The organism is Siminovitchia sp. FSL H7-0308 (assembly GCF_037980985.1).
Taxonomy (GTDB): domain Bacteria; phylum Bacillota; class Bacilli; order Bacillales; family Bacillaceae_C; genus Siminovitchia; species Siminovitchia thermophila.
Window position 1 is genome coordinate 490,924 of sequence record NZ_CP150282.1, and the last position, 24,096, is coordinate 515,019.

Genomic DNA, 24,096 nt, shown 5'->3' on the forward strand with positions numbered 1-24,096 from the left:
GGTTTTACTATAAAGAAAAAATGATTTGTTATTTACAGTTAATGAAGGTTCACACACGGCCTTATTGTCAGCAAATGGTCGTTAATGGTATGATAAATGAATGAAGTGAGTATATAATTCATTTTAGTGTATATAGATTTTTCGCCCGTATTTTTAAACAAGGGAGAGTTATGTATGGCAGCTTTTTTAGCAAAACTGTTTGATTCAAATACGCGTGAATTACGGCGGCTTGATAAAATAGCAACTGAAATTAAAAGGCTCGGTTCCGAGATGGAGAAAAAATCTGACGATGAGCTCCGGGCAAAAACAGAGGAATTTAAATCACGCTATTTAAGCCGTGAATCACTCGATTCCTTGCTCGTGGAAGCATTCGCGGTGGTTCGCGAAGGTGCCCGCCGTGTCCTTGGACTGTATCCTTATCCCGTTCAATTGATGGGTGGTGTCACCCTTCATGAAGGCAATATTGCCGAGATGAAGACGGGGGAAGGTAAAACACTGACTGCAACGATGCCCGTTTATTTAAATGCCTTGACTGGTAAAGGCGTTCATGTCGTGACGGTGAATGAATATTTGGCCAGCAGGGACGCTGAGGAAATGGGGCAGTTGTATGAGTTTCTCGGTTTGACGGTCGGACTCAACCTGAACAGCATGTCGAAGGCCGAGAAAAAAGAAGCGTATGCGGCGGATATTACGTACGGTACAAACAACGAATTTGGCTTCGATTATTTGCGCGACAATATGGTGTTGTACCCGGAAGACCGCGTGCAGAGATCTCTTCATTTTGCCGTCATTGACGAGGTCGACTCTATTTTGATTGATGAAGCGAGAACACCTCTCATTATTTCAGGGCAAGCCAAGAAATCAACGCAATTATATTTACAGGCAAATGCCTTTGTCAATACGCTTAAAAAAGACATTGATTATACGTATGATGAGAAGACAAAAGGCGTCCAGTTGACGGAAGAAGGTATTAATAAAGCGGAACGCGCTTTTCATATCGACAATTTGTTCGATATATCCCATGTTACGTTAAACCACCATATTAACCAGGCGTTAAAAGCACATGTAAGCATGCATAGGGATATTGATTACGTCGTGCAGGACGGAGAAATTGTCATCGTTGACCAATTTACGGGGCGACTCATGAAAGGGCGCCGCTTCAGTGATGGGTTGCATCAAGCAATTGAAGCAAAAGAAGGCGTCGATATTCAAAATGAATCGATGACAATGGCCACGATCACATTCCAGAACTATTTTAGAATGTATGACAAGCTTGCAGGTATGACTGGTACGGCCAAAACGGAAGAAGAAGAATTCCGCAATATTTACAATATGCGTGTTGTGGCCATTCCCACGAATAAACCCATCATTCGGGACGATCGGCCCGACCTGATTTATGCATCGATGCAAGGCAAATTCCGCGCGGTTGTAGAAGATATAGCGGAACGTCATCAGAAGGGGCAGCCTGTCCTGGTTGGTACAGTTGCAATTGAAACATCCGAACTGATTAGTTCGCTATTAAAGAAAAAAGGAATCCCCCATAATGTCTTGAATGCGAAAAATCATGAACGCGAAGCCGAAATTATTACCCAGGCCGGCCAAAAAGGAGCCGTTACGATTGCGACCAACATGGCTGGACGGGGTACCGATATTAAGCTGGGCGAGGGCGTGCTTGAAGTAGGCGGCCTTGCTGTTATCGGTACTGAACGCCACGAATCACGTCGGATTGACAACCAGCTCCGCGGGCGTTCGGGACGTCAGGGAGATCCTGGTGTTACACAGTTTTATCTTTCCATGGAAGATGAATTGATGCGCCGCTTCGGATCCGATAATTTGAAAAATATGATGGAAAGGCTTGGCATGGACGATTCCGAACCGATCCAGAGCAAAATGGTGACAAGGGCGGTAGAATCGGCACAAAAACGGGTAGAAGGGAATAACTTTGATGCCCGTAAACAACTACTGCAATACGATGATGTCCTTCGCCAGCAGCGGGAAATCATTTATAAACAGCGGAATGAAGTAATGGAAGCAGAGGATCTTCGTGAAATTGTGGAAAATATGATTCAATCGGTCGTAAAGCGTGCCGTTGAAGCTAATACGCCGCAACACGAAGAAGAAGAACAATGGAACTTGGAAGGTATTGTCGACTATGTTTCCGCCAACCTTTTACCAGAAGGTGACATAACCGCTACTGACTTAAGGGGCAAGGAACCTGAGGAAATGGTGGACTTGATTATTGAAAAAGTCAAGGCGCGTTATGATGAAAAAGAAGAGACACTTACGCCCGAACAGATGCGGGAGTTTGAAAAGGTCATTCTTCTCCGTTCAGTTGACACGAAATGGATCGACCATATCGACGCGATGGATCAACTGCGCCAAGGAATCCATTTGCGGGCATATGGACAAATTGATCCGCTTCGCGAATATCAAAACGAAGGCTTCCAAATGTTTGAAAACATGATCGTATCAATCGAGGAAGATGTTGCAAAATATATAATGAAAGCTGAAATCCGCAGCAATTTACAGCGTGAAGAAGTGGCAAAAGGCCAGGCGGTCAACCCGAAGGAAGACGGTGGAAAAGCGAAAAGAAAGCCGGTCCGCCGGAAAGAAAGTGTTGGGCGTAACGCCCCTTGTCCATGCGGATCAGGCAAAAAATACAAACATTGTCACGGCAGACTGGCATAACAAACAATCCAAGATATAGCAGAGGTGTAAAAGATGGAGCTATTTGAAGTTCGATCCGAGTTGGAAAATACAGCGAAGAGACTCGCTGATTTTAGGGGGTCTCTTTGACTTAGAGGCAAAAGAAGCAAGAATTGCCGAGTTGGAAGAGAAGATGGCTGCTCCGGATTTTTGGGACGACCAATCGGCAGCGCAAGCTGTTATTAATGAAATGAATGCTTTAAAGGATCTCGTCGGGGAATTTAAAGAGCTGCAGGAAAGCCAAGAGGATTTGGAAATTACTTATGAGCTTGTTAAAGAGGAAGGAGACGCCGAGCTTGAAACGGAACTTGAGAACGATGTGAAAGGGTTGATTTCCAAGCTCGACAACTATGAATTGCAACTCCTTTTAAGCGAACCGTATGATAAAAATAACGCAATACTGGAACTGCATCCAGGTGCGGGAGGAACAGAGTCCCAGGACTGGGGCTCAATCCTGCTTCGCATGTATACCCGTTGGGCGGAAAAGCACGGGTTCAAGGTGGAAACACTTGATTACTTGCCTGGGGATGAGGCTGGCATTAAAAGTGTTACACTTTTAATAAAAGGCCATAATGCTTACGGCTATTTAAAGGCGGAAAAAGGAGTCCATCGGCTTGTCCGCATTTCACCTTTCGATTCTTCCGGAAGAAGGCACACTTCGTTCGTATCATGTGAAGTGATGCCCGAATTTACCGATGATATTGAAATTGAAATCAAATCCGAGGATCTTAAAATCGATACGTACCGGTCAAGTGGAGCCGGCGGCCAACATGTCAACACAACAGATTCCGCCGTCCGGATTACTCACCTGCCAACGGGAACTGTAGTCACATGCCAAAATGAGCGTTCACAAATCAAAAACCGCGAAAAAGCCATGAAAATGTTAAAAGCAAAGTTATACCAGCGAGAAATTGAGCAAAAGGAAAAAGAAATGGCTGACATTCGCGGGGAACAAAAAGAAATTGGCTGGGGAAGTCAAATCCGTTCATATGTGTTCCATCCCTATTCCATGGTAAAAGACCATCGCACTAATATTGAAGTGGGAAACGTGCAGGCGGTGACAGATGGAGATATTGACATTTTTATTAACGGATATTTAAGATCCCGCCTGTAAACATTAATTATGAGGGCTTTTAAGTTTAAAAAAAATCATTTATTGGTATACTAAAGGAGCACCATTTTGATAAAGGAGATGTGTGATCTTGAAGAGGAAAATGATGGCTTTCATCGCGGGAGCCGGCCTTGTAATAGGTCTGGCCGCATGTGGCGGAGGCGGAGACAACGACAAAAAAGACGGCGGTGAAACAACATCCGCGGGTGCAGAAAAAATCTATGCGCAAAATTGTGCCAGCTGTCATGGAGAAAATTTGGAGGGAGTTAGCGGCCCTAAATTAGCTGATGTTGGATCACGGTTAAGTAAAGATGATATCCTTAAAACAATTAAAAATGGGGCGGCAGGCATGCCGGAAAACATTATTTCCGGTGATGATGCTGACAAAGTAGCTACTTGGTTAGCAGAGAAAAAATAACAAAAATAAACGAAATGACAAGCTGCACTATTTGGCAGCTTGTTCTTTTTTGGGATGGGCTGAAAGTCCCGAGAAAATCTTCTTGATTTTTAATGAAATTATGGAAGAAATAGGTATTTCAGATTATGTCTCGTGTTACAGAATATGACAATTTGAAACATAAATGTAATATAAATATATCTTAACTTATAATTTACGGATGTTATAATGGGTTTGGGATTAAATTTCGATATTATTTGACGTGTTTTTTAAACCCGCTTGTCGTACATAAATTGCAGAAATTGAAAGGGGCAAACCCTTAATCTGTTGCTTAGTGCGCAGTACACCATTGATGCAGAATGGGGAGCAAGGTGATTAGTATGATAGAAATGCAAGATGTGACAAAGAAATATCCCAACGGAATTATGGCAGCCAATGGCTTGAACATTCTGATCAATCAAGGCGAATTTGTATTTGTGGTTGGTCCGAGCGGAGCAGGCAAAACAACCTTTATCAAAATGATTTACCGTGAGGAAAAACCGACTACTGGTAAAATAATAGTAAACGGATTTAACTTATCGAGCTTAAAAAATAGAGAAATTCCGCATTTGCGGCGGAATGTTGGGGTCGTTTTCCAAGACTTTAAACTTCTGCCTACATTGACAGTATTTGAGAATGTTGCTTTTGCCCTGGAAGTGATCGAACACCATCCGAAAGCCATAAAAGCGAGAGTCATGGAAGTGTTGGCGCTTGTAGGGTTGAAACATAAAGTACGCATGCTCCCATCCGAGCTTTCCGGTGGGGAACAGCAGCGTGTATCTATTGCAAGATCGATTGTGAATAAGCCTAAAGTTGTGATTGCCGATGAACCAACAGGAAACTTGGATCCAGAAACATCTTGGGAAATTATGAGTTTGTTAGATGAAATTAATACTCAAGGAACAACGGTCATAATGGCGACTCATAACCGTGAAATCGTCAATACAATGAAACATCGCGTGATTGCCATTGAAAATGGAAGAGTTGTTCGTGATGAACAGCAGGGGGAATATGGGTATGAAAGCTAGAACATTCCGGCGCCATCTTGGTGAAAGCTTCAAAAGTCTGCGCCGTAATGGCTGGATGACCTTTGCTTCCGCTAGTGCCGTAACTGTTACATTGCTCTTGGTCGGTGTTTTTTTTGTGATCATGATGAACATGAACAAATTTGCGACTGACATTGAGAACGATGTTGAAATCAGGACGCATATCGAATTAACAGCGAAAAAAGAAGATCAAGAAAAGTTGAAGCAAAAGATAGAGAGCCTGGATAAGGTAGAGTCTGTCACCTTTTCTTCAAAAGAAGATGAATTGACCCACTTGATCAAGACAATGGGAAAAGACTGGGAATTATACGAACAGGAAAACCCGTTGCATGACGTGTTTATCGTCAAAACGAAAAAACCGACAGACACTCCGGCAGTCGCCAAAGAAATCGGCACGTTTGAATTCGTCAATTCAGCTGTTTATGGTGAAAAGAAAGTTGAAAAGCTGTTCAACACGTTGAAGACAAGCAGAAATGTCGGGCTTGTTTTAATTATTGGCTTGTTGTTTACGGCTATGTTCTTAATTTCCAACACGATCAAAATTACCATTTTTGCAAGACGCCGGGAAATTGAGATTATGAAACTCGTCGGCGCTACAAACTGGTTTATCAGATGGCCATTTTTGCTGGAAGGGATGTGGCTTGGTTTTATCGGAGCAATTATCCCAATTATTGCTGTTACATCGGGATATTATTACGCATACGATTTTCTTGCGGCACGCATTCCGAGTTCAGTGATCAAGCCGCTTGACTATAGCCCGTTCGTATTTCAAGTAAGCGCGATTATTCTATTAATAGGAGTCATTATTGGGGGTTGGGGCAGTTTCATATCAGTCAGACGCTTTTTGAAAGTATAAAGTATCCATAGATACGATACCCTCGTGAACAAGATTAAAACCACTTCATCAATAGAGAAACAGTGCTTGGGAGAAAGGGGAACTTTTTGTTGAAACAGCGTTCAATTGTAACTTATACATTGGCAGGAATAATCGGGTTTGGGAGTTCATTTGCTTACATAGGGGATGCTTCAGCTTCAAAACTATCAGATTTGCAAAATGAACAAAATGAAATTGTCAACAAGCGGTCCAATGTTAATGAATCCATAGAAAAAAAGAACAACCAAATAAACAAGCTTGAAAGCGAAAAAAGCGGGCTTGAGTTGCAGGTGGAAAAGCTCGAGCGGGATATCACCGCCACGAGCGATAAAATTGGACAAAAAGAAAAGCAAATTGCTGACACGAAAGCAGAAATTGAAAAGCTCAAAGCAGAAATTGAAGAATTAAAATTAAAAATTGAAAAACGGGACGAGCTTTTAAAAGAAAGAGCCCGGAACATTCAACAAAATGGCGGCTCAGTCAATTATATTGACGTGTTTTTAGGATCTGAAAGCTTCGGAGACTTTATTGACCGCTTCTCGGCGGTATCCACTATCGTAAGTGCCGATAGGGAAATCATGGAGGAGCAGCAACGCGATAAAGATAAGCTCGAAGAAAATAAAATAAAAGTGGAACAGAAGCTTGCCGATCTTAACAACATGCTAAAGGAACTCGAAGAGTTAAAAGCGGGCTTGGATTCACAAAAAGCCCAGAAGGCTGAAGCGGTAAAACAGCTCGAAGCCGAGAAACAACATGCCGAGACTGAAAAACTCTCTTTGGAAGAAGAAGAGAGAATCCTAAGCGCGCAAAATGCCGCGATTCAAGAAGCGATCAAGGCGGAAAATGCGAGAATAGAACAAGAAAGAAAAGAGCGTGAGGCAGCAGAGGCGGCTGCGGCAGCTGCTGCGGCTAAACAAGCGGAACAAGCCCAACAATCCAAACAATCTCAACAATCCAAGCAGGCTCCGCAAAGCCGTCCTTCCGCTGGAGGAAGCAAGGGTGCACCGGCTGCTCCCAAAAAGCAGTATTCACCTCCAAGCAACTCTGGTCCCAGCGTAGGAGCACCGCCTGTATCTTCAGGAATGTTCACAAGACCTGCCGCAGGCAGATTTTCATCCGGATACGGGCCACGCAGTGGCGGATTCCATTACGGGCTTGACATCGCAGCGGGTGGAACAGTGCCAATTGTGGCGGCAGCTGATGGAGTCGTCTTTCGATCCGAATTCTCCAGCAGTTACGGCGAAGTTATTTATATCACACACCGAATGAATGGCCAAACTTATACAACCGTATATGCCCATATGAGAGAGGACAGCCGTAAAGTAGGCAGTGGCCAATCGGTCAAAAAAGGCCAAGTCATTGGATATATGGGCAATACTGGAGATTCAAACGGGCAACATTTGCATTTTGAAATCCATGTAGGCAGCTGGAACGTGGCAAAATCAAATGCAGTAAACCCAAGACAATATATTAACTAATAAGGGAAAAGCGCCGCATCCGCCGGGATGCGGCGCTTTCTGGTTTAGGCGATGCTCCCGCACGCATTTTGCGTGCGTGGAGCATCGCCTACCCGCGTATAAAGCAAAATACCCGCGTATAAAGCAAAATACCCGCGTATAAAGCAAAATACCCGCGTATAAAGCAAAATACCCGCGTATAAAGCAAAATACCCGCGTATAAAGCAAAATACCCGCGTATAAAGCAAAATACCCGCGTATAAAGCAAAATACCCGCGTATAAAGCAAAATACCCGCGTATAAAGCAAAATACCCGCGTATAAAGCAAAATACCCGCGTATAAAGCAAAATACCCGCGTATAAAGCAAAATTCTCCATTTGAAAGTGGTTCTCGACCAATGTGAAACGCATCGAGGCCGTCAATTATATGTGGAGAAGGAAATAATGTGGTAAAATAAATTCAGTTTGTTCGATGTATCTAAATGAAAGATGCGAGGGGCGAAACTATGACGTGGGCAATGGTTACTACAGGCATCATTAGTATTTTTCTTATCTTAAATATTGTGCTCGCAGGCTTTGTTGTTTTTCTCGAAAGAAGGGATGCGGGGGCAACGTGGGCATGGCTTTTGGTATTGTTTTTTATACCGGTTGTCGGCTTTGTCCTGTATTTGATTTTTGGGCAAAATTTAAGCCGAAAAAAAATATTTGATTGGAAAGATCAGAATAAAATCGGGATTATGGAAATAACGGAGAATCAAATTCAGTTGCTTCGTTCAGGGAATTTTCCATTTCATGGCAATAAAGCGGCTCAGTATAAAGACTTGATCTATATGCTGCTCGTCAACGACAGTGCAGTGCTGACACAAGATAATCATGTCGATATTTTTACGGATGGCAATGAAAAGTTTGAGGCGTTAATGGATGATATAAGATCTGCCAAGGACCATGTTCATCTCGTATACTATATTATGCGCAGCGATGATCTGGGGAATAAGCTTTTATCCTTGTTGGTGTCGAAAGCAAAAGAAGGTGTGGAGGTACGTGTTCTTTATGACGCCATGGGTTCAAGGCGACTACCGAGGAAGTTTTTTCGTCCGCTGATTGAAGCCGGCGGAAAAGTGAGTGCTTTTTTCCCTGCGATTATCCCTCATCTTAACTTGCAGGTGAATTATCGTAATCATAGGAAGTTGGCAATCATTGATGGAAAGGTTGGCTATATAGGCGGCTTTAACATCGGAGATGAATATTTGGGGTTAAATCAAAAGTTTGGCTACTGGCGGGACACTCATTTGCGGATTTTTGGGAAGGCTGTGTTTGCCATGCAAACACGTTTTATTCTGGATTGGAACCAAGCGTCTTCCAGTAAAATCAGTTATGAAGACAGACTGTTCCCCGAGATAAATTCTATTGGGGATACGGATGTCCAAATTGTTTCAAGCGGTCCGGATTCCGAATGGGAGCAGATTAAGTATGGATATATCAAAATGATCAACTCTGCCAAAGATTATATTTATATACAAACTCCCTATTTTATCCCGGATGCGAGTGTATTGGACGCATTAAAAATTGCTGTATTGTCTGGTGTAGATGTAAGATTGATGATTCCGAATAAGCCTGACCATCCATTTGTGTACTGGGCGACGTATTCCAATGTTGGAGAAATGTTAAAAACGGGCGCAAAAGTATATATTTATGAAAATGGCTTTATTCATGCAAAAACATTAATCGCGGATGGTAAAATTGCCACAGTGGGAACGGCCAATATCGATGTACGCAGTTTTCGTCTCAATTTTGAAGTGAACGCTTTTTTATATGATGACGCAGTTGTTGAAAAACTCGTTGATATTTTTAAAAAGGATGTCGAACTGTCACGGGAGCTCACCTACAAAGAATATTTAGAAAGGCCGCTTTTTATACGATTCAAAGAGTCGATTTCCCGTTTATTGTCACCAGTTCTTTAATATTTCTGAAAGAAAAATGGGGTAATTGTTTTGAAGTGGTATACGATCGGCCCTCTCTCTTTTCCTGCATCTTGGGCAGCCATTGGCGCAGCGTTTTTGCTTACATCTCTTTACTTTGTCATTCAAAGAAAAAAAGTAGTGGCAGATGATATGGGCAATGCATTTTTTATATTTTTTCTTATATGGAAGCTAAGCGTCATCCTTTTTCAATTTTCAACTGTGATCAAGAATCCGCTGATGATCCTATATTTTAATGGTGGCTGGAAAGGCTATGCATTAGGCATGGCCGGGGCATTTATTTATCTGTGTGTAAAAGTGCTGCGAAACAGGCTAAACAGTAGCCTGCTCGTGGAGGCATGGTTGTTTTCGGCCCTTGTGTATGAACTTGCGTTCTATCTGTTGAATGCGCGGCATATACTAATGGGGTCTATCCATATATTGGGAGCGATCCTGTTTTTCTTATGGACAAGGAAAAAAGCGGGACAAACCATTTGGCAGTTGCAACTCCTCATCTTATTTACATGTTTCCAAGCCTTCATCTATTCTTTTAAGGGAGACATGCTATCTGCTCCGATGGCAACGTACGTGGCGGTTTGTGGCGCTTTAGCCGCAACCATACTTACAGAAAGGAAGAGAGCCGATGAGTAAGAGAATATTTGGACTGGCACTGATTGGCTTATTGCTGGGGATTGTGGTTGTGAATATCATCAAGGATATACGTGAGAACAACGAAATCAAGTCGGCTCAAGAGCAATTCAACTCTCAAGCAGCAGAAAAGACTTTTGCGAAAGAAGGTTTAAAAGAAGGGGAAGTACCTCCAAATTTTGAGCTGTCGTCATTGAATGGGGAAAAAAAGAGACTTTCAGATTACAAGGGAAAGAAAGTCATTTTAAATTTTTGGGCTACTTGGTGTCCCCCTTGCAAAGCTGAAATGCCTCACATGCAACAATATTATGAAACGAAGGCGAACAGCCAAAACGTGGAAATTATCGCGGTCAACTTGACATATGCTGAGCGAGTATCCAATAAACGTTCAAAAGTGGAAGAATTCAAAAGCGAATACAAACTAACATTTCCGATCCTTTTGGATGAAGAGGGAGATGTCGGGAACACATATCAGACGATCACCATTCCAACGACCTATATGATTGATACAAATGGGATTATCCGCAAAAAAATCATTGGCCCAATGGATCAAGAAATGATGGAACGACTTGTTTCAGAAATGAATTAATGTTTTATTTTTGAAAAATGTTTGACAGGCGATAGAGCGGTAGTATATACTTACATGCAAGAGTTAAAACAACCACATAAAAACTAAATGATATCAGCATTACTCTTATCAAGAGCGGCGGAGGGAATAGGCCCTGCGATGCCCGGCAACCTTCAGTTTTTTCTGAAAAGGTGCTAATTCCTACAGGTCATGACTATGGCTTGGAAGATAAGGGGAGGAAAAGATAAATCAGCCCTCTTCTTATTCGGAAGGGGGCTTTTTGATTTACGAAATCTCCCCCTTTTCTCAAGATTGAGACGTTTAATCGCCATAAATCTTATTATTCCGATGGCTTTAAAATCATTTTAAGGAGGGTGTCAAAAAATGACACAAGGAAAAAATTATCAGCCGGAAACAGTATTGCTTCATGGGGGACAGGAGCCAGATGAAACAGGATCTCGTGCAGTTCCCGTGTACAGAACAACTGCTTATGTTTTTAAAAACACGGAACATGCCCAAAAATTGTTTGCTTTGGAAGAGCCGGGCAACATTTATACAAGAATCATGAACCCGACCGTGGATGTATTTGAAAAAAGAGTAGCGGAATTAGAGGGAGGCACAGCTGCTGTTGCTCTTTCTTCTGGAGCGGCGGCTATCGCGTTTTCCATCTTGAATATTGCCGGAGCCGGAGATGAAATAGTAGCGGCGACCGATCTATATGGCGGAACATATAACCTGTTTTCAACCACTCTTCCGAAATATGGCATCCATGTAAAATTTGTCGATCCAAAAGATCCAGAAAACTTCCGTAAAGCGCTCACGCCAAAAACGAAAGCAATTTTTGCGGAGGTAATCGGAAATCCGAGCCTTCACGTACTTGATATAGAAGCAGTTGCCAAAGTGGCCCATAACCATCGAATTCCATTGATCGTGGACAGCACGTTTGCCACACCATACTTACTAAGGCCGATCGAGTGGGGAGCGGATATCGTTGTTCATTCAGCCACAAAATGGATCGGTGGACACGGAACAGCGATCGGAGGAGTTGTCGTCGATGCCGGCAAGTTCGATTGGAATAACGAAAAATTCCCGGATTTTATCAAGCCGGACAGAAGTTATCACGGCATCCGCTACGGAATTGATTTGCCGGAAGCCGCATTTGCCGTTAAACTTCGCGTGCAATTGCTTCGTGACTTTGGACCTTGCCTAAGCCCGGACAATGCCTTTATTTTCCTGCAAGGACTTGAAACATTGCACGTTCGTGTTCAAAGACATGTTGAAAATGCCAAAGCAGTCGCTGAATTTTTACAAAACCATGATGCAGTTGAATGGGTTTCCTATCCGGGTCTTGAAAGCCATCCATCTTACGAACTCGCTCAAAAATACTTGCCAAAAGGCCCTGGCGCCGTCGTCAATTTTGGCATTAAAGGCGGAAGGGAAGCAGGGAGAAATGCGATTGATAATGTTAAGCTTTGGTCTCATGTGGCAAATGTCGGAGATGCAAAATCACTGATCATTCATCCCGCGTCAACCACTCACCAGCAGTTAAGCGCCGAAGAATTGAAAGATACAGGCGTAACGGAAGAATTAATCCGCCTTGCCATTGGATTGGAAGCTGTAGAAGACATTACAGCCGACTTGGGGCAAGCGATTGAAAAAGCAGTTGAAGCTGTAAAGCAATCCAATTAAAATGCTGCATAAGGCTGTGAACGTCACGAGCGTTTACAGCCTTATTTTTCTGTAGGCACTAGCCGAATACCAACCGTTTCATATGGAGTAGCCAAATAGCTTTCGATGAGTCCTTGCTTGGAAATCTTTTCTTTGGAAACTGTTTTTTGTTTCAAGCTGACGGTAATCGGCTGTTTCAAAGGGAATTCATCCAAGCCGATTGTATGGCTATCCAGCCAGCGTGCATGCAGTACTCCCTTAGAAAAAACATTAAGTGTATGCGGCAGGGGAATGCCTTTGCGGAAAAATGGAAATTCTTTTTCTTTGTTTACACCGGGTTCATTGAGACAAATATACAAAGATAAATTGTCACAAAGCTGGAGAAGTCCATAGTGGAAATCGAACAAAGACCGCTTAAAGTCGGTAATGGATGTCATCAGCCTATGCTGCCTGGCCTTTTCGGATGTAACAAATTGTTTCGCTTCGGGGGTTTCATCATGCTGTTGAAAACGCACATAATGTTCACTGCATAAGAGTGCTGCGTATGGATCGCGGCTTTCTACTTCATTTATCCCGCTGCTATATATAAGTGTTTTGGCAGGTGGGGGAAAATCCATAAACGTGTACGGAGCCCGTTTTTTGTCGTTCCAAAAAGGCTGCTGGTCAATCATTTTCCAACCGCAATCATGATTGGCGACAGCGTGCAGAACCGACTTTTTCCATTTCACACCTCTGTAGTATTCTGGCTGCCAATAGGAAAAAATTTCACCTGATATGCGGGCATGATGGTCTTGTTCGATCATGACAAATTCACCCAAACGGTCCCTGACGATCATGAGGCGCCTCCTTCATATGATCATTCTTTATATGGTAACATTTTTTCGCCCCGTAAACAGGTATGTCGTAAACGGCATGAAGGATGCATGGATATTACCCCACTGTGAGAAGAAGCGGCTGTTTCTATAATACGTTCGCCAAGTTTGAACTTTCCTATTACTGCCACTGGTAAAAAACGAGTCTGGTACACAACAAAATCAGCTGATGAAAAAACGAACAATACAGTGAAACTTCATTTAGTAGGAGTTTTCTTCCATCTCCTACTGAATGTTAGTTGAACCAATCGGGCATTTAGGTGCCGTTATCTCCCAGTTAGACCTTTTATATTAACTCAGGTCTTGAAGTGGGAGTCTTACGGCACCTTACATGCGGGATAAATTGTCCTAGTGTATCATACGCAACTTTTAGCGTAGTCAACATAGGTAGACTCCTGCGGGAATAGCTCAAGCTGAAGATCCCGCAGGAAAGCGATCTTTGCTTTCCGAGGAAGCTGAAGAGACCTGCGGAAAGCGAAATATGTTGACGCAGCGATGATAGGAGTTTTTTTACACAAATAAACCGAACAATTATAAATGAATTGTTCGGTTTATGCCATTTCGTATTTGCTTATGTCCCAGCCGCCGTCATTTTCATGGGCTTATTCATTTCCTTCATTAGTGATAATAAGTACGACGCGGCGATTTTGGCTTCTTCCTTTTTCTGTTTGGTTTGAGGCAATAGGATGATATTCCCCGTACCCGACAGTTCTAAGCCGTTCAGGGGAAAGTCCGTGCTTCTCAATCAAATAATGCACCACTTGATTGGCTCTCGCTGTTGATAAATCCCAGTTGGAAGGAAACCGCTCTGTTGAAATGGGGCGGTTGTCTGTATGCCCTTCTACTTCGATCATATTCGAGATTTCTGATAACATCGGAGCCATGTCATCCAAGAACAATTTCGCTTCATTTATTAAATCAGCTTTCCCTGATGGAAAAAGCATGACCTCCGGTAAAACGACTTCAATGCCTTTATCTGTCGTCGTGACCGTCATTTCATTTTCCAGGCCGTGCTCCGAAGCATACTTGCCTACATAATCCAAAATTTCCTCAATGCGCTTTTCCCGCTTAATCATATCGGCCAATTGTTCTTCGTATTCGTTCGGAACAGTCGTGCCTCCCTCTCCCGGAGCCCCTCCGCCAGAATCTTGTTTTAAATTGTTGTGATTTTGGAATGAGTCTGTAACAGATTTAAATTTTTCGGCATTTGTATCCGAGTAAGAATACAGTAAAACAAAAAGAATAAGGATTACTAATGATAAATCTGCAAAGGTAACAAGCCATGCCTGATTCGTTTTTGTTCCCTTAAATCTCTTTTTGTTCATATGTCCTGTCTCCCTCAAGCTTATCCAGCAGTGCGGTACCTTCGGCGCTTTCTATTAAGTACATTTGCAGCTTGTCTTTCAAAATGGCCGGTCCCTCTTCATTACGGATGCTGACCAATGCCTCAATGATCACTTCTTTTAAAAAGACCTCTTCTTCCGTTAACAGTTCCAGCTTATTGGCAATTGGAATGAACACAAGGTTGGCCAGGAGTACTCCGTAAAAGGTTGTAATTAAAGCAACCGCAATGGCCGGCCCTAGTTCATCCGGATTATTCAATTGCTGGAGCATGAGAACCAGGCCGACAATTGTTCCAATCATTCCCCATGCTGGCGAGAGCTCGCCGGCTTTTGTAATGATTTTTCTTCCGCGCGCGTGTCGTTTTCGCATCGCAAGAATATCCATCTCCATTACTTTTCTGATCATATCCTCCTCATACCCATCAATGACCAGACGGAGTCCTTTCTGAATAAAAGGATCACTGGTTTTTTCTCTTTCTTTTTCAAGCCCTCCAATCATGCCGTCCATTTTAGAAGTTCTTGCTAAACGGACGAGTGTATGAATGAATTGTTGAATGGGTACTTCTTTTCTCCTAAAACTTGTATGCAGAACGTTGAACATATTTTTCACTTCTGAAACACCAAAACCGACAAACAGGGAGGCAATCAGTCCGCCGAAGACGATCACAAATGAAGATAAGCTAATAAACGTCAGAAATGCGTCATATCCTCCGGCGATATAAATAGCCAAAAAAATAACCGCAATTCCTATGATAATGCCTAGTGGAGTTAAAACATCTTTTCTGAGCATAAAGATTCACCAGCCTTCCAAATAACTAATATCATCCTACGACTATTATCGGACAAGGAAAGGTTATATTTAGCCGCCACATTCATCATAACTTGTCCATTCCGTGCATAGGATGTGTAGAAAAGATGGTGCTGTACTATTGGAAATGGGCAAGGGGGAAGAAGATGAAGAAAAGATGGTTGGCAATCATCGCCGCTTTCTCTTTTTTTATTGGAGCTGGCGGAACTTATACGGGGATCAAATGGTTGGACTCGCGGGATCAAGATCGGCCGGAAACGAAGGAAGAAAACGACACATCCATGATTTCGGCTCACCTTGAGAAGGTGGAGCAAGTATATCGGCTTATTCAAGAGGCGTATGTGGAAAAAGTTGAGAGTGAACAGCTGGTACAGGGAGCGATCCAAGGGATGATCGGGACGCTGAAGGACCCCTATTCCGTCTATATGGACAAGGAGACGGCAGAGCAATTTAACGAGCACCTGGATTCATCTTTTGAAGGGATTGGGGCTCAAGTAACGATTGAAAATGGCAAACTCGTTATTGTAGCGCCGATAAAAAACACGCCGGCAGAAAAAGTCGGATTAAAACCACGTGACCAGATTATAAAAATTAATGGCGAATCAATTGAAGGACTCGATTTATATGAAGCAACGAACAAGATTCGCGGGGAAAAGGGGACGGTTGTGACGCTTGACATCATACGGAAGGGGACAAGCAAACCTTTTCAAGTAGAGATTACGAGAGAAGAAGTGCCTATTTTGACAGTGTTCTCGGAAATAAAAGAGAGCGACGGGAAAAAAATAGGCTATTTGGAAATTACATCATTTTCAGAGGGAACCGCGCGTGATTTCAGAAAAGAACTTGCAAAGTTGGAAGAAAAAAAGATTAAGGGACTAGTAATTGACGTACGCGGCAATCCTGGCGGCATGCTTTCAAGTGTGGAGGAGATCCTACAACAGTTAGTTACCGATAAAAAACCGTATATTCAAATAGAAGAGCGGAACGGCAACAAGAGTCCGTATTTTTCGAGCCTTAAACAAAGAAAGCCTTATCCGATAACCGTGCTAATTGATGAAGGGAGTGCTTCTGCTTCTGAAATACTTGCCGGAGCGTTAAACGAAGTGGAAGGTTATCACCTTGTGGGAGTCCGAACTTTTGGCAAGGGAACAGTTCAGCAGGCTATTCCACTCGAAGATGGAAGCAATGTCAAGCTAACGATGTTTAAATGGCTGACGCCTGAGGGAAATTGGATTCACGACAAGGGAATTGAGCCGACGATTGAAGTGGCTCAGCCGGAATATTATTATGCCCACTCTCTCAACGTCGAAAAGCAATTAGTACGGGATATGAATAGCGAGGAAGTGAAAATTGCCCAGCAATTGTTAGCAGGTCTTGGTTATGGGCCAGGGAGAACAGACGGCTATTTCGACGGTCAAACCGAGCGGGCGGTCAAGGCTTTCCAATCTGTCGAAAAAATTCCGGTGACGGGAAAAATTGATCCTAAAACAGCAGCTCGGCTCGAAGCGGCAATTATGAAACGCATTGAAGACGAACGCAACGATTTGCAGCTGCAAGTGTCATTAAAAGCGCTCAAATAACCATTCAGTCAAAAAATTTGTCATTTGGGCCAATCATCTTGTTTTTTATCGAAAGAAATAATATAATAAATTCAGAATTTAATATAAAACCATTTTCATTTTCCCTTACAGAGGTAAACCCATAAGGGTATTACTTTTTTATAGGTATAAAAGCGGTTACATGCGCCGTTGGGATTAGGGGAAAGAGGTCTTCCAGGACAAAATTCCGGAACCATTGATATGAGGTGGGGGCCCCGGCAGAAACATTTTTGTTTCAAGTAAACGCGTTGAAACAATGCGCCATATAGTTACTTGAGCAAAATAATGGTTCCGCTTTCAGAAGTCATGGTCCATTCGTCATTGGGCGCGCTTTGCTTCGTCTTGTTTCCGGGAAGACACGCAAATGGACAAGTAAGTCATCAGATGAACAAGGAGGAAGGAAAGGTATGGATCAAGAAACGGCAGTACAAGAGCAAGCTGAATTTGCGGGTTATCCACAACAACCCCACGGAGGGAAACTGATTAACAGAGTGTTAACAGGCAAGGAACAGGAAGAGGCGATGATCAGAGCCAGGAAGCTCCCTACGATTATGGTCGATTTGGAGGCAGTCATTACGCTGGAGATGATTGCGACGGGAGTGCTGTCCCCAAACGAAGGTTTTATGAATGAAGCCGACTATAAATCCGTACTCAAAAAAGGAAGGCTTTCCAATGGTACGGTTTGGCCGGTTCCGCTTAGCTTTGCACCAATAGGCAACCGCAATAAGGAAATCGTGCAAACGCTTTCCATTGGTGATGAAGTCGCGCTTGCTGATGAAACAAAGAATCCGGTTGCAATTCTGAAAATTGAAGATATATTTGACTACAACAAAGAGGAAAGAGCATTTCATCTCTTTGGTACAACAGATCGCGATCATCCTGGGGTAGACTCGATTTACCGCCGCATGGGAGACGTATCATTGGGCGGGCCGATTACACTGCTCCGCCGTGTGAACTGGGGGCCATTCGAAAAACTGCGTTTGGAACCGAAAGATACATGGCGGATCTTTTACGAGGAGAAAAAACTGCGTTCTGTCGCTGGATTCATTACCGGAGCCAATCCACTGCATCGCGGTCATGAATATATCCATAAGAATGCCTTGGAAACGATTGATGGCTTGCTTGTCCAGCCACTCGTTGAAATGGCCAAGCGGGAATATACGAGAAATGAGTTCCGTATGCTCGCTTATCGAAGTGTACTAGATGCGTATTATCCTAAAGAAAGAGTTTCGCTTGCTCCGTTAAGAGTGACATATATATTCGCGGGCCCCCGTGAAACGGTCCTCCATGCATTGATTATGAAAAACTTCGGATGTACCCATGCTCTGATCGGACGGGATCATGCCGGAGTGGGCGACTACTATGATAAATATGCCAGCCACACGATCTTTGATGAGTTTGACCCTAAAGAGTTGGGGATTGACGTCCGCCTTTATCATGAAGTCTTCTATTGCACACGCTGTGCGAACCATGCGACTGAGAAGACCTGTTCCCATGATGAACGTTTCCGGCTGAAAATTTCGGGTACGGGGATCCGGGAAATGCTCCGCCATGGCATCATGCCGCCAAAAGAAATTGTGCGTCCCGAATCAAGCCGGATCGCCATGCAGGGAGTTCAGCCTAAAGGCGTTGATAAAACGAAAAACTCGATCTCGCCTGTTGGTAAGACGATCAAGAGCATGTTCCCGTTTTACTTGGAAGCAAACCGCCTGGGCGGTACCCCGCGCCTTGAGAAATTAACTCCGGAAGAGTTGACTACACGTGATCTCGAAGCGGCAATCATGGATGTCCGCTTAAATGCAGACCGCATTTACCGTGAAGTCTATGAAGAATATACTTATGCCGGTGATGTCAACCGCGATATTCAGCGGGAATGGATTACAGATGCCCGTGATGCTATGCGAGTACAGCAGCAAATGGTTGTGGAAGACTTAAAAGAAAAAGTACAGCAGGCACCGGAAGTCGCTTCCGATGAATTTTTGTATCAAGATAAAGAGGAATCACAGAAAGAATTGGATGTAGCGGAAAAAATTCTTCATGAAGTCCCGGCTGCCATCCATGTTAGTGAATTGGAATACCGTGTTTGGAATCCGCTTCCATACGAGCGCTACCGCGGAAGCGATGAGCCCGAGGAGGAGATGGAAAGTCCCAGTGACCCGAAGCCTGATTTAGTTGCTGACGAATCATAAAAGAATTCCGCAAGTTCCCCGATGCAGATGACCCATTCAGTGATGAATGCGGTCTTCTTTTTATTGTGAAAATGAAACCCATACGCTAGGCGAGCCGGGCCTCACATTATTAGAATTGTGACCAACAATTGGGGGGCAGGATCTTATCAAGAGTAAATTTTAAAAATGGATTAAATCAATGCTTTTACTTTAAAGACATGTATCCCATGTAAATCAAACTAAAAAATGAAATGTAATTGTTAGGAAACAATTGATTATGGTCATAAGTATGTACCATTTCTGTCAACTTTTTGATCAGTGATCGACAACAGACTTACCATTTTTTTCTTTACAATATGTAAAAAAACCTAATTCTCTTTCTGTTTTATCTTTATTGAGGAATTAGACTTTTGATCTGCAACAATCACGCCCATTCGTTGAATAAGCTTAGTATTTGACATTAAAAATTTAAATGGATATTATAGATACATTAAATCTACAATAGGACTGATCATATGAAGTTAACAAAAGCAACGAACTATGCTCTCCACACCATGCTATTTTTAGCTGTTAATCCCTCCGATGAGCATATTGGAGTGGCAAAATTAGCTGAACGCCAAAAAGTTTCAACGACATATTTATCTAAAATACTAACAAAGTTAGTAAAGTCGGGTATGATTGAATCTGTCTCAGGTGCAAATGGGGGTTATAAATTAAAACAGGGTTGGGAAGAACTTTCATTACTCGATGTAATAAAAGCTATTGAAGGTTTGACACCTATTTTTGATTACTGCCTCAACCATAATCCTGATTGTTTAATTCAGAAGGCGATTGAATCAGCCGAGGAAAAGCTTTTGGATGAATTGAATCAAACACGTATAGTTGACCTGGCTAACAAAATGAATAAGGCATTATCAAATGAAGATGGCTCTTATTTAAATTGCAGATATTAAAGCTCTATGATATATATTTTAAGTGCGGAGGAACATCATAATGAAAAAATATGATTGTATTGTCATTGGTGGAGGACCTGCTGGACTAAGTGCAACCTTAACTTTAGGAAGAGCGCGTAGAAAGATTGCCTTATTTGATAACGGAACTAATCGAAATCGTGTGACTCAAGAGTCACATGGATTTTTAACAAGAGATGGCATTAAACCGCAACAATTCAAAAATATCGCCATTAAAGAATTAGAATCTTATCCTTCTGTTTCAGTTTTGAATGAGACGGTTATGGGGGTCAATAAAGATGACCAACATGATTTATTTTTAGTTCATACATCGAATAATCAGTCTTATATAACAGAAAAAATACTGTTAGCAACTGGTATACAAGAGGAATTTTCCTTAACACAGATTAGACAATATTATGGTAAAAGTTTATTCAGCTGTCCATATTGTGATGGTTGGGAATTGAGAGACAAGCCGTTAGCTATAATAGCAGAAAATGATGAACACATAAATCATCTGACTAAATTGGTTTTTAATTGGTCGAAGGATTTAATCGTTTTTACTAATGGTCATCAGCTCTCCAATAAAGTGCAAAATGATTTTAAAAGTAAAAAGATTAAGGTTTATACAGCTGTTATAAAAAATTTACACGGAAATCATGGGTACTTGGAAAGTGTTGAATTAGAAACAGGTGAAAACATTCTAAGAAGTGGTGGCTTCGTCGTTCCAAGTTTTTATCGCCCTAATAAATTTGCTAAACAATTAAAATGTCAAGTTGATGAAAACGGAGGAATGATTACAGACGATGCTGGACGAACAACAGAGAGTGGGGTATATATTGCAGGTGAAACTGAAAAGGCAGGACCCTCTTCTTTGATGATCGCTGCCGCTGACGGCAATAAGGCTGCTTTTAGCATAAACATGGATATAACATTGGATAGATTTTAATTCGATTTTTTATAGATCTTACCTATGAGGAATTGAAATTAGACGCGCTTAACTTCGTCCATTGTGTAGCGTTCAAGTTAACATCTTACCTATGAGGAATTGAAATCCGTATAACACTTTCATTTCTCATTCCTCCAACCTTTTTGTTAACATCTTCCCTATGAGGAATTGAAACGTATCCCAAAACTTGTTAGCCCTTGGGTTTCCACCAGGTTTGATCCTCTAAGTACCTCCTAAAACACGGCTGAGGGAAAGCGATTGTGAGATTACCAATGGAATTAGAGGGTTTGGTTACTTGGAGGAAGAACATTGTCATAGGACTGGATGGACGCAGTCCGGTTTGTCATGGCTTTGAAAAGTAATTATCTGTGAGAAATCCGAATAGGTTCCAGTAACATATTTCATGGATCAACTTGAAAAAGATGTACAGAACCATCTTAAAAAATAAAAAGTTGGGCGCCAACATCATAAAGGTTGAAATTGGCCAATTGGAAAAAATGTCAGCGGCCCATCGGACTGTTTTATACGAGGCATATCAGGTTTATAAGGATGGGCTGGAGGAAATGGAACAAGGAGAAGTGAAAGAGCGCGTAACAGCAGGCGGCACAATAAGTTTATGGAGGGATGACGGGTGTGAAAGGTAAAAATTCAAATTAACTTTCAATGTAATAGCCTCTTTAATTTTCGAATTAATCTGTTTAGTTTTTTTAGTCTAACATCTGAGTATCTTCCTCTTAATTTAATGTCATATTATTGCCTATTGTTATTTTGATTAGGTGTATTCTATCGGAGTTCTATCATTTTAAAAAATAAGGCAAACGATTCAATTTATCACACACTGGCAATTTTTGGTATTTCTTCATGTGTTCCCTCACTAGGTCTCTATTCCTTTTTCTATTTCTTAGGAAAGACCATGGGAGGTTGAATAGACGCTCAAGTTATTAGAAAGCAAAATACCTTTTCAGAATGAAAAAGGCATTTTCCTGTTTTTAACATATTTTACCATGGGAGTATGCAACGATCCACCATCCTGGATCGTTGGCTTTTATTCGCACAATTGTAAAGTTTTTTATCACAACCATTGTCACGTTTTCAAAACTCGCATAGCAGCGGTCATGTGCTTGACGGTAGTGTGTTGATAGGTGTGGAATTTTTACCATTACATTTAACGCGACAATATCTATATGTTTTGCCATTAGAGGAGTTGTAAAACTTTTATCAATCGCTGTCACTTGAATCACATCTTGATAATGCCCGGGAAAAAGTATTCCGTTGGTTAAATCGGAGCCAACTCTATAATTTCCAGCTGTTGCAACAACACTAATGTTATTGGATATTGCTTTTAAAACAGTTTTTCTTAAAGTGGAGTCCTTGTGGGGTCCACCTAAAGAAAATTGATAACATCTATTTTCTTCTTATTATTTTCACCCCATTCTGGCTTTCCTAACTCCCTCCATCTTTTCAATACTAAATTAGCCCCCGGCGCACCCCTTATGACAACTTTATTGTTTTGTGCTGTTATCATGCCAGATGTGTGTGTTGTTGTCTAAGACATGTCCACTTTCAACCAAGATGAGAATTACTTACCCCACCACGGACAATCTTTGTTAAAATAAATATAACTTCATTGATTCCAGGGAGGTAGCGTAGAGTGGCGCAAATTTTGTTGTTGGAGATTGCCAAGGCAATCGGGAAGTTTTTCATCCATCCCGTTTTCTATTTTTCTATTATTCTGGCGCTTGCAGCCGGATATTTACGAGTGAAACGGGAACGAAAAGATTTTCATGTCAGGGTCAACGGGGCTCTGCATGAATTAAAACAGTTGTGGCCTGCGGGTATCCTGGCGGGGGTCATACTCTCCATCTTTACAATGGTTCTTGGTGTGGCGGTACCGCTTGAATACATCATATTGATTGCTGCTTTCTCCATTCTGTTGGGAGTCATTGCAAACGCGCGTTTATTATCAGCTGCTTTTACGATTGGATTGCCGGTTGTCTTTATTTATACAACTGTTTCATTAGAGCTTCAGATTCCTTACATAGAGCAACTGCGGGGGAATATGACTTTTTTATCAGGCTTATCCATTCTGCTTGCACTCCTTATTTTAATGGAAGGCATTCTCATGATGCGGGGCGGCTTAAAAGATGTTTCGCCAAAATTGCGTACAAGCCGCAGAGGTTTGACCGTTGGCGCTCACCAGGTGAAACGGTTATGGCTTGTTCCGGTACTCTTTGTTTATCCGGCGGGTCCTTTTGTATCGACACTCGACTGGTGGCCTGTCGTTCAATGGGGCGGAGAAACATTTACGATCATTCTTGTGCCTTTTTTACTCGGTTTCCAACAGCAAGTTCAAGGTTGTCTCCCTAAAGACGCCGTAGTCAAGCTGGGGAAACAAACGCTGATTCTTGGGATTATCGTACTTGTTGTGGCTAATGCCCTTGTATTTTTCTATCCGTCGGTTGCCCCTCCAATCGTTGCCGGAATCAGTATATTGGGGCGCTTTTGGATTTCATACCGCCACCGGGTTCGTGAAAATAATACATTATATTATTACACTCCGCTTAACGATGGCGTCATGATTTTGGATGTCCTTCCCGGGTCCCCGGCTGACCGGATGGAGTTGAAAACAGGAGAAGTTATCGTAAAATGTAATAACCTTGAAGTAACCAATAAAAAAGAATTGTACAAAGCAGTGCTAAAAAACAGGGCGTACTGCAAACTTGAAGTGCTGGACGAACATCAAGAAATTCGCTTTGTCCAGTGTTCCTTGTATGAAGGCGATCATCACGAGTTGGGGATTCTGTTTATAGAAAGACGGGAAAGGCCAAAGGACACGGAAGTCGCTTCTTTTTAAACGATGAGACAATGGTATTGAAACCCGAATTCAAAAAAAGCATGTTGGCCGCAGTTTTTTGAGTTCGGGGCTTTATTTTTTT

General features: G+C 42.3%; 20 protein-coding genes and 1 riboswitch. Of the genes, 16 read left to right on the forward strand and 4 right to left on the reverse strand.

Going from position 1 to position 24,096, the window contains the following annotated elements:
• The first annotated feature begins 174 nt into the window (after positions 1 to 174).
• The 10 genes from secA to MHB50_RS02370 all read left to right on the forward strand — a co-directional run bounded on the left by secA (position 175) and on the right by MHB50_RS02370 (position 12,493).
• Positions 175 to 2,688, forward strand: coding sequence for a preprotein translocase subunit SecA (secA, locus tag MHB50_RS02325; protein ID WP_077111623.1), 2,514 nt, complete (start codon positions 175 to 177; stop codon positions 2,686 to 2,688).
• A 33-nt stretch (positions 2,689 to 2,721) separates the two neighbouring features.
• Positions 2,722 to 3,820, forward strand: a protein-coding gene (prfB, locus tag MHB50_RS02330) for a peptide chain release factor 2 (protein WP_139345631.1) whose coding sequence is annotated in 2 segments (ribosomal slippage) — positions 2,722 to 2,793 and positions 2,795 to 3,820 — 1,098 coding nt in all. Because the reading frame shifts where the segments join, the coding sequence is not laid out codon by codon here.
• An 88-nt stretch (positions 3,821 to 3,908) separates the two neighbouring features.
• Positions 3,909 to 4,235 carry a cytochrome c551 gene (cccB, locus tag MHB50_RS02335; protein ID WP_339161604.1) on the forward strand — a complete coding sequence of 109 codons (327 nt, stop codon included), beginning with the start codon at positions 3,909 to 3,911 and terminating at the stop codon, positions 4,233 to 4,235.
• 359 nt (positions 4,236 to 4,594) lie between these two features.
• Positions 4,595 to 5,281 (forward strand): cell division ATP-binding protein FtsE, encoded by a 687-nt coding sequence (ftsE, locus tag MHB50_RS02340; RefSeq protein WP_339161606.1) that lies wholly within the window; start codon positions 4,595 to 4,597, stop codon positions 5,279 to 5,281.
• On the forward strand, positions 5,271 to 6,155 hold the full coding sequence (gene ftsX / locus MHB50_RS02345) for a permease-like cell division protein FtsX (protein ID WP_077111620.1): 885 nt from the start codon (positions 5,271 to 5,273) through the stop codon (positions 6,153 to 6,155). Before ftsE ends, ftsX begins: the two co-directional genes overlap by 11 nt.
• Positions 6,156 to 6,244: 89 nt before the next feature.
• On the forward strand, positions 6,245 to 7,651 hold the full coding sequence (locus MHB50_RS02350; protein ID WP_340084799.1) for a peptidoglycan DD-metalloendopeptidase family protein: 1,407 nt from the start codon (positions 6,245 to 6,247) through the stop codon (positions 7,649 to 7,651).
• Between the two features lie 497 nt (positions 7,652 to 8,148).
• On the forward strand, positions 8,149 to 9,591 hold the full coding sequence (gene cls, locus MHB50_RS02355; protein WP_339165567.1) for a cardiolipin synthase: 1,443 nt from the start codon (positions 8,149 to 8,151) through the stop codon (positions 9,589 to 9,591).
• Between the two features lie 30 nt (positions 9,592 to 9,621).
• A complete protein-coding gene (locus MHB50_RS02360) occupies positions 9,622 to 10,239 on the forward strand; it encodes a hypothetical protein (protein WP_340084800.1) in 618 nt (205 codons plus the stop codon).
• On the forward strand, positions 10,232 to 10,825 hold the full coding sequence (locus MHB50_RS02365) for a redoxin domain-containing protein (RefSeq protein ID WP_340084801.1): 594 nt from the start codon (positions 10,232 to 10,234) through the stop codon (positions 10,823 to 10,825). Before MHB50_RS02360 ends, MHB50_RS02365 begins: the two co-directional genes overlap by 8 nt.
• A 102-nt stretch (positions 10,826 to 10,927) precedes the next feature.
• Positions 10,928 to 11,039, forward strand: a riboswitch (SAM riboswitch).
• Positions 11,040 to 11,188: 149 nt separating this feature from the next.
• Positions 11,189 to 12,493, forward strand: a complete 1,305-nt coding sequence (locus MHB50_RS02370) for an O-acetylhomoserine aminocarboxypropyltransferase/cysteine synthase family protein (RefSeq protein ID WP_340084802.1) — start codon at positions 11,189 to 11,191, stop codon at positions 12,491 to 12,493.
• Positions 12,494 to 12,534: 41 nt separating this feature from the next.
• On the opposite strand, the gene MHB50_RS02375 is transcribed toward MHB50_RS02370, so the two are convergent.
• From MHB50_RS02375 to MHB50_RS02385, 3 genes are all read right to left on the reverse strand, one after another.
• Complete coding sequence (locus MHB50_RS02375; RefSeq protein ID WP_340084803.1) at positions 12,535 to 13,308, reverse strand: DUF3891 family protein; 774 nt, start codon at positions 13,306 to 13,308, stop codon at positions 12,535 to 12,537.
• A gap of 638 nt (positions 13,309 to 13,946) precedes the next feature.
• Entirely contained in the window at positions 13,947 to 14,669 is a 723-nt protein-coding gene (locus MHB50_RS02380) for an OmpA family protein (protein ID WP_339161621.1), read from the reverse strand.
• Positions 14,650 to 15,477 (reverse strand): MotA/TolQ/ExbB proton channel family protein, encoded by an 828-nt coding sequence (locus MHB50_RS02385; protein WP_077111612.1) that lies wholly within the window; start codon positions 15,475 to 15,477, stop codon positions 14,650 to 14,652. Before MHB50_RS02385 ends, MHB50_RS02380 begins: the two co-directional genes overlap by 20 nt.
• 164 nt (positions 15,478 to 15,641) lie before the next feature.
• Here MHB50_RS02385 and MHB50_RS02390 point away from each other — a divergent pair, with 164 nt between their 5' ends.
• The 5 genes from MHB50_RS02390 (at position 15,642) to MHB50_RS02410 (ending at position 21,804) form a co-directional block, all read left to right on the forward strand.
• Entirely contained in the window at positions 15,642 to 17,075 is a 1,434-nt protein-coding gene (locus MHB50_RS02390) for a S41 family peptidase (RefSeq protein ID WP_340084804.1), read from the forward strand.
• A gap of 425 nt (positions 17,076 to 17,500) precedes the next feature.
• Complete coding sequence (locus tag MHB50_RS02395; RefSeq protein ID WP_340084805.1) at positions 17,501 to 19,282, forward strand: sulfate adenylyltransferase; 1,782 nt, start codon at positions 17,501 to 17,503, stop codon at positions 19,280 to 19,282.
• 494 nt (positions 19,283 to 19,776) lie between these two features.
• The gene (locus MHB50_RS02400) at positions 19,777 to 20,214 is read left to right on the forward strand and encodes an Rrf2 family transcriptional regulator (RefSeq protein ID WP_340084806.1); all 438 of its coding nucleotides are present in this window, start codon (positions 19,777 to 19,779) and stop codon (positions 20,212 to 20,214) included.
• Positions 20,215 to 20,254: 40 nt separating this feature from the next.
• Positions 20,255 to 21,160: an NAD(P)/FAD-dependent oxidoreductase gene (locus tag MHB50_RS02405; RefSeq protein ID WP_077113955.1), complete on the forward strand. Its 906-nt coding sequence runs from the start codon at positions 20,255 to 20,257 to the stop codon at positions 21,158 to 21,160.
• A gap of 422 nt (positions 21,161 to 21,582) precedes the next feature.
• On the forward strand, positions 21,583 to 21,804 hold the full coding sequence (locus MHB50_RS02410; protein WP_077113954.1) for a hypothetical protein: 222 nt from the start codon (positions 21,583 to 21,585) through the stop codon (positions 21,802 to 21,804).
• A gap of 345 nt (positions 21,805 to 22,149) precedes the next feature.
• Here the strand turns inward: MHB50_RS02410 and MHB50_RS02415 are convergent, their stop codons facing one another.
• Positions 22,150 to 22,392 (reverse strand): hypothetical protein, encoded by a 243-nt coding sequence (locus MHB50_RS02415; protein WP_139345735.1) that lies wholly within the window; start codon positions 22,390 to 22,392, stop codon positions 22,150 to 22,152.
• A 419-nt stretch (positions 22,393 to 22,811) separates the two neighbouring features.
• Between MHB50_RS02415 and MHB50_RS02420 the strand changes: the two genes are divergently transcribed.
• Positions 22,812 to 24,014 (forward strand): PDZ domain-containing protein, encoded by a 1,203-nt coding sequence (locus MHB50_RS02420; RefSeq protein WP_340084807.1) that lies wholly within the window; start codon positions 22,812 to 22,814, stop codon positions 24,012 to 24,014.
• The last annotated feature ends 82 nt before the right edge of the window (positions 24,015 to 24,096 follow it).

What these genes read in the sequence shown, in the direction of transcription:
- secA (WP_077111623.1), top strand. Translation starts at nt 175, where the DNA reads ATGGCAGCTTTTTTAGCAAAACTGTTTGATTCAAATACGCGTGAATTA.
- MHB50_RS02395 (WP_340084805.1), top strand. Translation starts at nt 17,501, where the DNA reads ATGGATCAAGAAACGGCAGTACAAGAGCAAGCTGAATTTGCGGGTTAT.
- MHB50_RS02410 (WP_077113954.1), top strand. Translation starts at nt 21,583, where the DNA reads ATGTACAGAACCATCTTAAAAAATAAAAAGTTGGGCGCCAACATCATA.
- MHB50_RS02375 (WP_340084803.1), bottom strand. Translation starts at nt 13,308, where the DNA reads ATGATCGTCAGGGACCGTTTGGGTGAATTTGTCATGATCGAACAAGAC.
- MHB50_RS02380 (WP_339161621.1), bottom strand. Translation starts at nt 14,669, where the DNA reads ATGAACAAAAAGAGATTTAAGGGAACAAAAACGAATCAGGCATGGCTT.
- MHB50_RS02400 (WP_340084806.1), top strand. Translation starts at nt 19,777, where the DNA reads ATGAAGTTAACAAAAGCAACGAACTATGCTCTCCACACCATGCTATTT.
- MHB50_RS02385 (WP_077111612.1), bottom strand. Translation starts at nt 15,477, where the DNA reads ATGCTCAGAAAAGATGTTTTAACTCCACTAGGCATTATCATAGGAATT.
- MHB50_RS02365 (WP_340084801.1), top strand. Translation starts at nt 10,232, where the DNA reads ATGAGTAAGAGAATATTTGGACTGGCACTGATTGGCTTATTGCTGGGG.
- MHB50_RS02390 (WP_340084804.1), top strand. Translation starts at nt 15,642, where the DNA reads ATGAAGAAAAGATGGTTGGCAATCATCGCCGCTTTCTCTTTTTTTATT.
- MHB50_RS02370 (WP_340084802.1), top strand. Translation starts at nt 11,189, where the DNA reads ATGACACAAGGAAAAAATTATCAGCCGGAAACAGTATTGCTTCATGGG.
- cls (WP_339165567.1), top strand. Translation starts at nt 8,149, where the DNA reads ATGGTTACTACAGGCATCATTAGTATTTTTCTTATCTTAAATATTGTG.
- ftsX (WP_077111620.1), top strand. Translation starts at nt 5,271, where the DNA reads ATGAAAGCTAGAACATTCCGGCGCCATCTTGGTGAAAGCTTCAAAAGT.
- ftsE (WP_339161606.1), top strand. Translation starts at nt 4,595, where the DNA reads ATGATAGAAATGCAAGATGTGACAAAGAAATATCCCAACGGAATTATG.
- MHB50_RS02405 (WP_077113955.1), top strand. Translation starts at nt 20,255, where the DNA reads ATGAAAAAATATGATTGTATTGTCATTGGTGGAGGACCTGCTGGACTA.